We start from the raw sequence: 12,864 nt of genomic DNA, 5'->3' as shown, positions 1-12,864 counted from the left end.
GCTCCTCACAGGTCCGGGATGGGCAGGTCGAGATTGGGAACGGTGAGCCCGCCGTCGACCTCGAGCATCTTGCCCGTCAGGAAGTTGCCGGCGGGCGATGCGAGGTACACCGCGGCCGCGGCGATGTCGGCCGGGTCACCGAGTCGTCGCATGGGCGTGGCCTTCTCCATCGGGTCGCGTAGTTCGTCGTTGGACGCGACGATTTCGAGCGCGGAGGTGAGGATCGAACCAGGGGCGATGGCGTTGACCCGGATCCGCGGGCACAGATCGAGGGCGGCCTGGCGGGTGTAGTGCGCAAGCGCGCCCTTGGCGGTGGCGTATGCGGCGAATCCGCGGCCGGCCAACCGACCCATGGTCGAGGTGATGTTGATGATGTTGCCGCCGCCCGAGTGCTCGAGCATGAGCGGGACCGCGGCGGTGGTCAGGGCGTGAGCGGTGAGCACGTTGAAGGTGAAGGCGTCCTTCATGTCCTTGACCGACGTCGTCAGCAACGTATTCGGCATGGTGCCGCCGACGTTGTTCACGACGATGTCTAGTTTCCCGAAGGCCTCGACCGCTTCACCCGCCAGCTTGGCTGTGTCTTCGGGGTGGGCGAGGTCAGCGACGACGATATGCGCTTTGCGGCCGACTGACTGAATCTGGTCGGCGACCTCCTCGAGCTGCGATTGCGTCCGGGCCGCAATGAGCACGTCCGCACCGACTTCCGCGAATGCCACCGCGATCGCCGCGCCGAGGCCACGCCCGGCTCCGGTCACCACTGCGACCTGGTCGTCCAGGCGGAATCTGTCAAGAATCACGTTCGTTTCCTTCCCTCGCCGGGCGACACGCTAGCAGCGGCAGGGGCCTCGTGGGGCACCTTTTTGAAACACGTTCTAGTTTTCTCAGGAAGGCGGACTCCCTTTCCGAAGACTGCTGACCAAACTCACGCTCCGCAGACGGTTCGGGCGCACAATTGGGGTGTACGTCCGAGATCTGGGAGCCGCGATGAGCGAGCAACGATACGACTTCTTCGGTGAGATCTTCGAGCGGTACTTCAGACCCGCGATCGGGGCATATCCACAAGTGGGTGCACCACTGGTCGAGAGGTTGCTCGCGCTCGCCGACGACATCCCGGATCGACTGGCCCAGATCCGGCGCGCGGCGATGGCGTGGGGCACAGCCGAGACCTCCAATGCCAGGATCACTTCGGAACTCTTTGTGATCACGCAGCAAGGACTCATTTACGCCGCCGGATTGAACGAGTCGCGCGGGGCGCTGTATTACGTGGCGACGCCGCCCGGGTTGTTCGATCCGTTCGTCGATCAGATCGACACCGCCGAACTGCGTGAGGGCGACGTTGTCGTGGTCGACAGTGGCTTCTGCCGTGACCTCGCAGCGGCTCATCCGATGGACGCCGCGCTGCGCCGGATACTCGATGAGCACTTGGCGCTGCGGGTGGATCTGCCCGGATAGCTACTTCTTCGCGGCGGCCTTCTTCGCCGCTTTCTTTACGGGCGACTTCTTGGCGGCTGCCTTCTTCGCAGGCGCTTTCTTGGCGGCGGCTTTCTTGGCCGGCGCCTTCTTCGCGGGACGTTCCCCGTCACTCGATGAACCACCGGACCGTCGCGCCTTCACGCTGGCCTCCAGCTTGGCCAGCAGATCCGAGACATCCTCGGTCTCGTCGAGCTCCTTCGGCTGCTCCTCGGTGGTAAACGCTTCGCCGCCTTCGAGTTTCGCCTGTACCAACTCGTGCAGCTGCTCCTGGTAGTCGTCGTGGTAACGGTCCGGGTTGAAGTCGTCGGTCATCGACTCGACCACCTGGCCGGCCATCTTCAGCTCGGCGGGTTTGATCTCAACTTCCTTGTCCAGCACCGGGAAATCGGGATCGCGTATCTCGTCCGGCCACAACAGCGTGTGGATGACCATCACGTCGCGCTTAGAAAAATCCTTCACCCGCAACGCCGCGAGCCGCGTCTTGTTGCGCAAGGCAAAGTGCACGATGGCGACCCGGTCGGTCTCCATCAGAGTCTTGGCCAGCAGCACATAGGACTTCGACGACTTGCCGTCGGGCTCGAGGAAGTAGCTTCGGTCATACATCATCGGGTCGAGTTCGTTGGCCGGAACGAACTCCAGCACCTCGATCTCGCGGCTGCGTTCCTCGGGCAGTGTCGAGATGTCCTCGTCGGTGATCACGACCGTCTGGCCGTCGTCGGATTCGTAGGCCCTGGCGATGTCGCGGTATTCGACGACCTCGCCGCATACCTCGCAGACCCGCTTGTAGCGGATGCGTCCGTTGTCCTTCGCGTGGACCTGGTGGAACTTGATGTCGTGGTCTTCGGTCGCGCTGTAGACCTTGACCGGAACGTTCACCAGGCCGAAGGCGATCGAACCTTTCCATATGGAACGCATAAGGCCAGGTTAGCCGGGTTGGGGCAACAACGGGCCCGACCCGGCCGCCGCGGCGTCCCGCGTCGCCCGATCCGGCAGGTCAGCGCCTGCCCTGGCGACCGTCAGCGCCGACGACAGCGCCGCCGTCTGCACCACGCCGGTCAGCGCGTCGAGACCGATGCGGGCGAGGTCGCGTCGCCGTTCGGCGCCCAGCAGGCCCAGCGACCACAGCGCATCGATCAGCCCCGTCATGAATGCGTCGCCCGCTCCGACGGTGTCCACGACGTTCACCCGAAGCGCAGGCACCCGCACGATCCCCGCCGCGCACACGGCGAACGCACCACGGTCACCCATCGTCACCGCCACGATCGACGGACCCAGCCCCAACCACGTCCGGGCGATGTGCTCGGGCGGCCTGTTCGGGTCGATCCAGCGCATGTCCTCGTCGCTGGCCTTCACCACATCGCTGCGTTCGATCAGGCGGTCGATGCGGCCGCGCACGATGTCGGCGTCCTCAATCAACGCCGGCCGCACATTCGGGTCGAACGTGATCGTCGCCGACGCGTGATAGGCGTCCAGCAGCGCCGCCGTGGCCCGGCAGCCTGGTTCGAGCACCGTCGCGATCGAGCCGGAGTGCGCCACCAGCGGCGGCGCCCCCTGCGCCGTCCCCGTCAGTTGCCAGTCGATGTCGAATTCATACTGCGCTGACCCATTCGCGTCGAGTGTGGCCAGCGCCGTAGGCGTGCGCTCTGCAGTCGTGCTTCCTGAAACGAGTTGGACCCCAGAAGATTTCAAATAGTCCACGATGCGCTGGCCGCGCTGGTCGGCGCCGATGTGCGTGAGGAAGTCGACGCCGCGGCCCAGCCGGGACAGACCGACCGCGACGTTCAACGGGCTGCCGCCGACATGCTCGCCGGTGACCGTGCCCTCGCGTTCGACGATGTCGATCAACGCCTCGCCGATCACCAGCGCACGTTCGGGCACGCCGGATGCAGTCATGGCGTCTCCTTACGAAGCAGCGTCTCCAAAGTCGCACGTGCACCGTCACGGTGCAGAGACTCGAGTGCCCACAGATACGCCTCGACAAACCGTGGCTGTGATGCCAGATCACCAAAGACGTCGGTGTTTTCGATGAACGCCGTCGGGTGCTCGCGCTGCGAGCGGGCCAGCGGCACGAGTGTGTCGGCCAGTTGATCCTGAACCTCGATCGGAGAGCCCTGCTCGTCGACGCCTTCTGCATAGCGGGCCCAACTCGCGACGGTGGCCGCCGACAACCTAACGGGGCCGTCGGTGGCCAGGTTCGCGCGCACGACGGGCAGCAGCCACTTCGGGATGCGGTCCGATGAGCCGAAGCACAGGCGCGCGATCGTGTCCTTCACGCCGGGGTTGGCGAACCGTTCGATCAGCGTGCGCTTGTAGTCGGGCAGGTCGATGCCCGGCACCGGCTTCAACGTCGGCGTGGCCTCTGAATCCATGTATGCGCGAAGGAATTCGGCGAAGAGCGGGTCAGCGGCCGCGTCGTGTACCAGCCGATAGCCCGCCAGATAGGCGAAGTAGCACAGACTCTGGTGGCTGGCGTTGAGCAGCCGCAGCTTCATCAACTCGTACGGCGTCACGTCGTCGACCAGCAGCACATCCACCTCGTCCAGTGGCGGCCGTCCGTCGGAAAAGGAGTCTTCGAGCACCCACGACGTGAACGGCTCGGCGACCACCGGCCACTGGTCTTCCACTCCCAATTCGCTTGCAAGAACCTCGATTACGTCCGCTGTAGTGACCGGCGTGATCCGGTCCACCATCGAATTGGGGAAGCGGGTATGGGCATTCATCCACTCACCGAGACCGGGATGCACGCGATCGGCGTACGTGGTGAAAGCATGCCGCGCGACCTCACCGTTGCCCTCGATGTTGTCGCACGACACGATCGTCGGCGAGGCGATACCGCGGTCGCGGCGCCGTGCCAACGCCTCTGCGACGAGGCCGAACACGTTCACGTCGTTGCCACCGAGGTTGTCGATGTTGTAGCCGCCCTCGGTGATCGTCAGCGAGATGATCCGGGTGGTCGGCGCCGCCAGCAGTTCGATGACGGCTTCGGGATCGTCGGGCGCGTAGCGGTAGTCGACGATCGAGCCGATCACCCGGGCGTCACGGGTGCCGTCCGGATTCTGCAGCAACAGCGTGTACAGCCCGTCTTGGGCCGCCATCACGTCGGCCATCCTGCGGTCAGCGGGCAGCACGCCGACGCCGCAGATGCCCCAGTCTTTGGCGAGCCCCATCTCCAGCAGGCGATCGACATACATGGCCTGATGTGCACGATGAAATCCGCCGACCCCGAAATGCACTATGCCGACGGTGATCTCGTCGCGGTCATAGCTGGGCTTGTCGATCGGGATCTGCGCCAGTGTCGACTTGCTGAGCTTCATGACACCGTCACCACACTCTTGACGCTACCCGGCGTGCGGTCGGAGTCCAGGGCCTCTGCGGCCTTCTCCAACGGAAAATGCGCGGTCACCATCGCGTCCAGATTGACGCGTCCCGACTCCACGAGCGCGATCGCCGTCGGCCAGGTGTTCGCATAGCGAAACACACCGGTCAACACCAGCTCGCGATTCTGGATCACCTGCGTCGGCAGCTCCATCGTCTCGGCGCCCGAACCGACCAGCACCACGGTCCCGGCAGGCCGCACCGCGCGGATGCCGTCGACGACGGCGGCCGGAGCACCCGACGCGTCGATGAACGCATCGACTCGCAAGTCGCCGATCGGCCCGGTGGTCGGGTCGAGCACCGTCGTCGCGCCGAAGTCCTCGGCCTGCAAGCGGCGGGACTCGTCGGGATCGCTGACGACGATGTCCGTCGCGCCGTAGGCCCGTGCAACCTGGGCCACCATGATGCCGATCGGCCCCGCACCCGCGATCAGCACACGCGATCCGGCTGCGAGCCTCGCCTTGCGCACCGCGGCGATCCCCACCGACAGCGGCTCGCACAGCGCGGCGGCGTCGTCGGACACCGACTCCGGCACGGGATGGGCGTAAGCCGCACCGATGGTCACGTAGTCGCAGAAGGCGCCGTCGACCGGTGGCGTCGCGAAGAACCGCATGTGCGGGCAGAGGTTGTAGTGGCCGCGGCGGGTCTCGTCGCTGGCGGGGTCGGGTCGCTGCGGTTCGATCGAAACCCGCTGACCGATGCGCGAGTGGTCGACTCCATCGCCGACGTCGACGATTCTGCCCGCGGCCTCGTGGCCGAGCACCAAGGGCGCGTCGACGACGAAGCTGCCCAGTCGACCGTCGCGGTAGTAATGCGTGTCCGACCCGCATACACCCACTGACGACACCCGTATCAGCACGTCACCGGGGCCTGGCGCCGGAACTGGCCGCTCCTGGGTCTCGATGCGGCCTGGTTCGACGAGGACAGCGGCCCGCATCCGAGCGGCTGGGGAGAGTGTTGTGTGCGTCACACCTGCCATGCTAACGTGATGAGCATCTACTCGCACCCCTGAGCAAATGCTCACCTGCGGACAGGAGGCGACGTGGCCGCACCGACGTCGAATGGCGAGGTGGTCTCGCGTGCCGGGACCCCCGAGGATCTTCGGCTCGCGTTGCGTGCGGCGACGCTGTACTACCTCGACGGCCTCACCCAAGCCGAGATCGCGTCGCGACTGGGCGTCTCCCGCCCGACGGCGGGTCGGCTGGTCGCCCGCGCCAAAGCCAAGGGGCTGGTCCGCATCGAGGTCGTCGTCCCGCCGGACATGAGCGACGATCTGCACGCCGAAGAAGAGCGTGAACTCGAGCAGAGATTCGGGTTGACCGAGGCGGTGGTCGCCGGCCACGGCGTCGACATCGGAGCGCCGGGACGCCCCGCCGCATTCGCGAGTGTGGGCCGGGCGGCGGCCGCACTGCTGATGCGACGGCTCTCGGCCGATGACGTTCTCGGATTCACATGGGGGCCTGAGCAAGTCGCCGTCGCCACCGCGCTGGCGCCCGGTGTCGCCAGCTGCCGCGCGGTGGTCCAGCTCGACGGCGCGATGTCGTCGGCCACCTACCAGACCGGCACCGAATTCATCCTCGGCCGCTGCGCGGACGTGTTGCGGGCCACCACTATCCGGCTTCCGGCACCGTTGTACGCCGACCCGTCGACGGTTGCCTCCATGCGCAGCGACTCCGTGATCTCCCGCACCCTGGAGGCCGGCAGGCGCGCCGACGTGATGCTGTTCGGAGTGGGCGCCGTGTCGACGTCGACGACGCTGTTCGAAGGCAGCTTCCTCGACACCAAGATGCTCGACGAACTCATCTCGCTCGGTGCGGTCGGCGAGATCGGGGGCCGGTTCTTCGACGCTCAGGGCGCATCCGTCGACACCGAACTTCAGCAGCGTGCGGTATCGGTTCCGCTGGAAGACATCCGCACGTGTGAGAAGACGATTTTGATCTCCAGCGGCGCGGCAAAGCATCACGCGACTCTTGGCGCACTGCGCGGCAAGCTCGCTCGGCTTTTGGTTTGTGACATCGATTGTGCGCGTTGGTTATTGGCGCAGTGAGAGGTGAGAAGCACGTGAAACTGTTCAGAAAGTTGGCATTGTGTGCCACGGCGGCCGGGCTCGTCGTCACGTCCGGATGCGCGGGCGCGGGCAGCTTGGGGTCGTCGGCGAACGAGGTGACGATCGCGCTGGTTTCCAACTCGCAGATGACGGACGCCCAGAAGTTGTCGACGGAGTTCGAGAAACAGAATCCCGGAACGAAGCTGAAATTCATCACGTTGTCGGAGAACCAGGCGCGAGCCAAGATCACCATGTCGACCGCGATGGGCGGCAGCGAGTTCGACGTCGTGATGATCAGCAACTTCGAAACCCCGCAGTGGGCGAAAGACGGTTGGCTGCTCAACCTTTCGGACTATGCGAACAATACGCCGGGCTACGACATGAACGACTTCATTCCGTCCCTGCGTGAGTCGCTATCTCGCGACGGCAACATGTACTCGGTGCCGTTCTACGGCGAGTCGTCGTTCCTGATGTACCGCAAGGACATGTTCGAGAAGGCGGGGATCCAGGTCAACCAGGATCCGAACTACCAGCCCCAGTGGCAAGAGGTCGCGCAGTGGGCGAAGACCATCAAGGAGAAGGGCGTCTCGGACGCGGGTATATGCCTGCGCGGCAAGCCCGGCTGGGGCGAGGTGCTGGCGCCACTGGACACCGTTATCAACACCTTCGGCGGACGGTGGTTCGACGAGAAGTGGAATGCGCAACTCAACAGTCCCGAGGTGAGCAAGGCAGTCAACTTCTACGTCAATCTGATCAATCAGGCAGGCGAACTCGGCGCGTCCTCAACCGGTTTCCAGGAGTGCGCCAACCTGTTCGGTCAGGGCCAAACGGCGATGTGGTACGACGCCACATCGGCAGTCTCGGTGCTCGAAGATCCGAAGACGTACCCGGATCTGGTCGGCAAGATCGGCTACCTGCCTGCGCCGATCGTCGAGAAGCCGAATTCGGGTTGGCTCTACACCTGGTCGCTGGGCATCCCGAAAGGTGCCAAGAATCCCGACGGCGCATGGAAGTTCATCTCGTGGATGACCAGTAAGGACTATATGAAGCTGGTCGGCGAGAAGCTGGGCTGGGCGCGCGTCCCACCCGGCAGTCGGACCTCGACGTACACGAGCCTGCCGGAATACCAGGCGATCTCGAAGTCCTACGGGCCGTTGACCTTGAAGTCGATCGAGGGATCGACCCCGAACAAGCCCACGGTGCAACCGGTTCCGTACACCGGCGTGCAGTTCGTCGGGATCCCGGAGTTCCAGGATCTCGGGACGCGAGTGAGTCAGCAGATCAGCGCCGCGATCGCCGGCCAGAAGTCTGTTGACGACGCGCTCAAGCAAGCACAGGAGTACGCCGAGGTCGTCGGCCGAAGCTATCAGGAGAAGTGATGACTGTTACCGCTGAAACCGAAGCTGCCGCCAGCGAAAAGGCGGTGGCCGAACGAGTTCGCAAGATACGGGAAGCGCAAGACGCCGGCGTGAGCCGCGCCGAAGGGTGGCGCAGACGCGGGCCGTTGCTTCCGGCGCTGATCTTCATGATCCTCGTCACGCAGATTCCGTTCCTGTTCACGCTGTACTACTCGACGCTGTCGTGGAACCTGGTTCGCCCCGGGTCCCGCCGGTTCGTGGGACTGAACAACTACATCGCGGTCGTCAAGGACAGCCAGTTCTGGACGGTCGCCTTCAACACCGTCCTGCTGATCGTCGTCGTGGTACTGGTCTCGGCATTGCTCGGACTGCTGCTGGCATTGCTGCTCGATCGCGCATTCCTGGGTCGAGGTGTCGTACGGACGCTGCTGATCACCCCGTTCCTCGTGACACCCGTTGCGGCGGCGCTGATCTGGAAGACCACGATCCTCGACGCCACGAACGGCATCCTGAACTGGGTGCTGTCGCTGGTCGGGATCGGCAAGGTGGACTGGATCGGCCAGTTCCCCTTGACCATGGTGATGGTCGTGCTGATCTGGCAGTGGACGCCGTTCATGATGCTGCTGATCCTCGCCGGCCTCCAGTCGATGCCTCGCGACATCCTGGAGGCCGGTCGAGTCGACGGTGCGGGCGCGCTTCAACTCTTCCGTGAGTTGACGTTGCCCCACCTTCGGCGCTTCATCGAACTGGGTGTCGTGCTCGGCGCGATCTACCTGGTCAATACGTTTGACACCATCTACATGCTGACCCAGGGCGGCCCGGGTATCGCCAGCGCGAACCTGCCGTTCTACATCTATCAACGTGCCTTCCTCGGTTTCGACATGGGCCAGGCCGCGGCGATGGGCGTGGTCGTGGTGATCTTCACAATGATCATCGCGAGCTTCGCACTTCGGTTGATCTTCAAATCGTTTTCCGGCAAGGAAGAGGCAGCCTGATGACTACCACAGTTGAGAAGACCACGGCGGCAACGCATTCAGCCGCTGCCTCAAAGAAGAAGAGCCGCAAGTTCAGTCCGTGGGGAGTGGTGGCGTGGCTCGTCGGGCTCGGGTTCTTCTTCCCCGTGTTCTGGATGGTGCTGACGGCCTTCAAACAGGAGGGCGACGCGGCGACCAGTCCACCGAAGTTGTTCTTCACACCGACGCTGGACCAGTTCTCCGCGGTGTTCGACAAGGGCATCGGGCCTGCGATGCTGAATTCGGTTTTCGCTACCGGCGTTTCGACCCTGCTCGTGCTGCTGCTCGGGACGCCCGCCGCCTTCGCGTTGTCCCTGCGGCCGGTGCGCAAGACGCAGGACGCGTTGTTCTTCTTCATGAGTACGAAGATGCTGCCGATCGTCGCCGCTATCCTGCCGCTGTATGTGATCGTGTCCAATATCGGTCTGCTGGACAACATCTGGGCGCTGGTCATCCTTTACACCTCGATGAACCTGCCTATCGCGGTGTGGATGATGAGGTCGTTCTTCCTCGAGGTGCCCGGTGAATTGCTCGAGGCGGCGAGCCTTGATGGTGCGAGCCTGTGGCGGTCCGTGCGCGAGGTGATCCTGCCGCTGGTGTCGCCCGGCATCGCGGCCACCGCGCTGATCTGCGTGATCTTCGCCTGGAACGAGTTCTTCTTCGCGGTGAACCTGACCGCGGTGAACGCCCAGACGATGCCGGTTTACCTTGTCGGATTCATCGCCGGTGAGGGTCAGTACTGGGCCGTCCTGTCGGCGGCGGCAACCATGGCCGCGCTGCCCGTGATCCTCTGCGGGTGGTTCGCCCAAAACAAGCTGGTGCGCGGACTTTCGTTCGGCGCAATCAAATAACGGCCCCCCGCACCCCGAAGAAGAGAAGAGAACAGAAGCCATGGCATCAATCGCTTACAAGAACGCCTCCTGCATCTACGAGCAGGCGGACACACTTGCCGTCGACTCACTCAACCTCGACATCTCCGACGGCGAGTTCGTCGTCCTGGTCGGGCCTTCGGGCTCCGGCAAGAGCACCGCGCTGCGGATGCTCGCCGGCCTCGAGGACATCGACGAGGGCAGCATCGAGATCGGCGGCAAGGACATGACCGGCGTGCCGTCGAAGGATCGCGACATCGCGATGGTGTTCCAGAACTACGCGCTGTACCCGAACAAGACGGTCGCCGAGAACATGGGTTTCGCGCTGAAGCTGCGCGGGGTTTCGGCCGACGAGCGACGCAAGAAGGTCGAGGAGGCGGCCAAGATCCTGGACCTCACCGACTTCCTCGACCGCAAACCCGCCAAGCTCTCCGGCGGTCAGCGTCAGCGCGTTGCGATGGGCCGTGCCATCGTGCGCGAGCCACAGGTGTTCTGCATGGACGAGCCGCTGTCCAACCTGGACGCGAAGCTGCGCGTGCAGACCCGCACCCAGATCGCCGCGCTGCAACGACGGCTCGGCACCACCACCGTCTACGTCACTCACGACCAGGTCGAGGCGATGACGATGGGCGACCGCGTGGCCGTATTGCGGTTCGGCAAGCTGCAGCAGTTCGCCGCGCCCAACGACCTGTACGACAAGCCGGCCAATGCATTCGTCGCCGGCTTCATCGGATCGCCCGCCATGAACCTCGTGACGGTGCCGATCACGCCCGACGGTGTCAAGATCGGCGACTCCACAATGGAATTGGAGCGCGCCGACCTGACGCGGCTGTCCGAGGCCGGCCTGTCGGAGGTCACCTTCGGCATCCGCCCCGAGCAGCTCGAGCTCACCGATTCCGGTGGCGTGGAGGTCGTCGTCGACCTGGTCGAGGATCTCGGCAGCGAGGCGTACGTGTACACCCACGCGGGCTCCGGCGTCGAACTGGTGGCGCGGTGCAATCCGCGCACGGCGCCCAAACTGGCCGACTCGGTGCGGTTGCGCAGGCATCCCGAGGGGGCGGTGCACCTGTTCCACCCGCAGACGGGCGAACGCATCAACTGAACATGAGCGCGCCGGAGTTGCGGCTCCGTGCACCAACCCCCGGCCTCCTCGCGTTGCCATGGGACCGACCGCTGTCGGAGTGGGTGGTCCCCGATGTTCCGTTGCGCGACATCGCCGTTGGGATGAGCCGCCACCTGGTCAAGTTCGTCGAGGCCGACGATCACCTGTGGGCGGTCAAGGACATGCCGCCGCGGGTGGCCGTCAAGGAGTACGACGTGCTGCGTCGGCTCGAAGACATGGGGCTGCCCGCAGTGCGTCCGGCCGGCCTGGTTCTACAGCCGGAGTTCGACACCGCGATCCTGGTCACCCGCTACCTCGAAGGCTCATGGCAGTACCGCAGGCTGTTCATGCGTCTGCCGCCCGACCAGCCGCGGCACCGGGCCCGCCTGCTGGATGCCATGGCGGGTCTGCTGGTCGAGCTGCATCGCCACGGCGTCTTCTGGGGTGACTGTTCGTTGGCGAACACGTTGTTCTCGCGCGACGGGCAGCTACTGGCGGCCTGGCTGGTCGACGCCGAGACGTCCGAAATACACCCGTCGCTGAGCCGTGGGCAGCGCAGGCACGACCTCGAGATTCTGGTGGAGAACGTGGCGGAGGGTTTGGTCGACCTCGCCGAGCGGCTCGGTCAGCCCGAGGAGATGCACGCCACGCTGATCGCCGAAGCCGAACAGGTTCAGGCCCGTTACGAAACGCTCTGGGAGGTCCTGCACGCCGAGCCGGTGTTCGGGTTCAGCGATCGGTACCGCGTGGAAGGGACGATCCGGCGCCTCAACGAACTCGGCTTCGCCGTCGACGAACTGTCGCTCCAGGCGGACAGCGCGGATCCGAGCCAGCTCAAACTCCATGTCGCCGTGGGCGATCGGCGCTACCATGCCCAGCGTCTGCACGACCTCACCGGGCTGGACGTCGGCGAAGGGCAGGCCCGCATCCTGCTCGGCGATCTGCGCGCTTACCAGGCGCAGCTGTGCCGCGAAGTTGGACACGATGTCGACGAGCGGACCGCTGCTCGGCTGTGGGTCATCGAGGTGTTGACACCGTACGAGCAGTTGGCACACGAAGCGGTACACCACACCGGCACACCCATCCAGGCCTACTGCGATCTGCTCGAGGTGCGTTGGCTACTCAGCGAGAACGACGGTCACGACGTCGGGACCAACCGAGCGCTTGCGGCGCTGGCTCGCGACGTCATCCCCACCGACTCCGCTGCGAAGATGGCCATCGCCGAGATACCGACCGCGCCGTTCGCGGTCATCCGGATCGACGACGACTCCTAACCGCTTCCGCCGCTTCCGCCGCTTCCGCGCGAACGTGGGTTACCAGCACGGCTTGAGGCATTGGAGCGTGACGGTAACCCACGTTCGGCGTTGGGCTAGTCGACGAGAAGTGGCTACGTGACCGGTTCGAGGCCCGGGTTGGTGCCGAGCGGCACACCGGGGTTGGCGCCCGGTGCGTCGTCGGTGAAGACCTGGTGAGGCATTGCCCTGCAGTAGTCGTCCATCGGGGTCTGGTCCCCGGAGCAGTAGGGCAATCGATCTTCCGGGTCAGCTGCTGCGTGCGGGGCTCCGACGAGGATGGCCGCCGCTGTGAGCAGGCACGCCGTGAACGTTCTCGTCATAGTCCAACGGTA

General features: G+C 64.9%; 13 protein-coding genes. 7 read left to right on the top strand and 6 right to left on the bottom strand.

Features of this window, described 5'->3' with window-relative positions:
- Window positions 1-5: 5 nt before the first annotated feature.
- Window positions 6-797, bottom strand: coding sequence for an SDR family oxidoreductase (locus ACWW36_RS04375; protein WP_456140379.1), 792 nt, complete (start codon window positions 795-797; stop codon window positions 6-8).
- A 187-nt stretch (window positions 798-984) separates the two neighbouring features.
- Between ACWW36_RS04375 and ACWW36_RS04370 the strand changes: the two genes are divergently transcribed.
- Window positions 985-1,452, top strand: a complete 468-nt coding sequence (locus tag ACWW36_RS04370) for a glucose-6-phosphate dehydrogenase (protein ID WP_456140378.1) — start codon at window positions 985-987, stop codon at window positions 1,450-1,452.
- Here ACWW36_RS04370 and ku read toward each other — a convergent pair whose 3' ends face one another.
- From ku to ACWW36_RS04350, 4 genes are read right to left on the bottom strand one after another with little or no spacing between them, the layout of a single operon-like run.
- Entirely contained in the window at window positions 1,453-2,388 is a 936-nt protein-coding gene (ku, locus tag ACWW36_RS04365; protein WP_456140377.1) for a non-homologous end joining protein Ku, read from the bottom strand.
- Between the two features lie 9 nt (window positions 2,389-2,397).
- Entirely contained in the window at window positions 2,398-3,366 is a 969-nt protein-coding gene (locus ACWW36_RS04360) for a carbohydrate kinase family protein (RefSeq protein WP_456140376.1), read from the bottom strand.
- Window positions 3,363-4,787 carry a mannitol dehydrogenase family protein gene (locus tag ACWW36_RS04355; protein ID WP_456140375.1) on the bottom strand — a complete coding sequence of 475 codons (1,425 nt, stop codon included), beginning with the start codon at window positions 4,785-4,787 and terminating at the stop codon, window positions 3,363-3,365. The genes ACWW36_RS04360 and ACWW36_RS04355 overlap by 4 nt, the downstream gene beginning before the upstream one ends.
- Window positions 4,784-5,785 (bottom strand): NAD(P)-dependent alcohol dehydrogenase, encoded by a 1,002-nt coding sequence (locus tag ACWW36_RS04350; protein ID WP_456142358.1) that lies wholly within the window; start codon window positions 5,783-5,785, stop codon window positions 4,784-4,786. Before ACWW36_RS04350 ends, ACWW36_RS04355 begins: the two co-directional genes overlap by 4 nt.
- Before the next feature lie 105 nt (window positions 5,786-5,890).
- Here ACWW36_RS04350 and ACWW36_RS04345 point away from each other — a divergent pair, with 105 nt between their 5' ends.
- Genes ACWW36_RS04345 through ACWW36_RS04320 form a run of 6 tightly spaced genes read left to right on the top strand, consistent with a single transcriptional unit; the run spans window position 5,891 to window position 12,511 of the window.
- On the top strand, window positions 5,891-6,895 hold the full coding sequence (locus ACWW36_RS04345) for a sugar-binding transcriptional regulator (RefSeq protein ID WP_456140374.1): 1,005 nt from the start codon (window positions 5,891-5,893) through the stop codon (window positions 6,893-6,895).
- Between the two features lie 14 nt (window positions 6,896-6,909).
- Complete coding sequence (locus ACWW36_RS04340) at window positions 6,910-8,274, top strand: ABC transporter substrate-binding protein (RefSeq protein ID WP_456140373.1); 1,365 nt, start codon at window positions 6,910-6,912, stop codon at window positions 8,272-8,274.
- On the top strand, window positions 8,274-9,248 hold the full coding sequence (locus ACWW36_RS04335; RefSeq protein ID WP_456140372.1) for a carbohydrate ABC transporter permease: 975 nt from the start codon (window positions 8,274-8,276) through the stop codon (window positions 9,246-9,248). Before ACWW36_RS04340 ends, ACWW36_RS04335 begins: the two co-directional genes overlap by 1 nt.
- Window positions 9,248-10,117: a carbohydrate ABC transporter permease gene (locus ACWW36_RS04330; RefSeq protein WP_456140371.1), complete on the top strand. Its 870-nt coding sequence runs from the start codon at window positions 9,248-9,250 to the stop codon at window positions 10,115-10,117. Before ACWW36_RS04335 ends, ACWW36_RS04330 begins: the two co-directional genes overlap by 1 nt.
- Before the next feature lie 40 nt (window positions 10,118-10,157).
- Window positions 10,158-11,237 carry an ABC transporter ATP-binding protein gene (locus tag ACWW36_RS04325; protein WP_456140370.1) on the top strand — a complete coding sequence of 360 codons (1,080 nt, stop codon included), beginning with the start codon at window positions 10,158-10,160 and terminating at the stop codon, window positions 11,235-11,237.
- Window positions 11,238-11,239: 2 nt separating this feature from the next.
- The gene (locus tag ACWW36_RS04320) at window positions 11,240-12,511 is read left to right on the top strand and encodes a DUF4032 domain-containing protein (protein ID WP_456140369.1); all 1,272 of its coding nucleotides are present in this window, start codon (window positions 11,240-11,242) and stop codon (window positions 12,509-12,511) included.
- Window positions 12,512-12,624: 113 nt separating this feature from the next.
- Here the strand turns inward: ACWW36_RS04320 and ACWW36_RS04315 are convergent, their stop codons facing one another.
- On the bottom strand, window positions 12,625-12,852 hold the full coding sequence (locus ACWW36_RS04315) for a hypothetical protein (RefSeq protein WP_456140368.1): 228 nt from the start codon (window positions 12,850-12,852) through the stop codon (window positions 12,625-12,627).
- Between the last annotated feature and the right edge of the window lie 12 nt (window positions 12,853-12,864).

This window comes from Mycobacterium sp. MMS18-G62 (assembly GCF_053877835.1).
The sequence above is the reverse complement of the archived record's forward strand: the minus strand, read 5'-3'. Positions and strand labels throughout refer to the sequence as shown.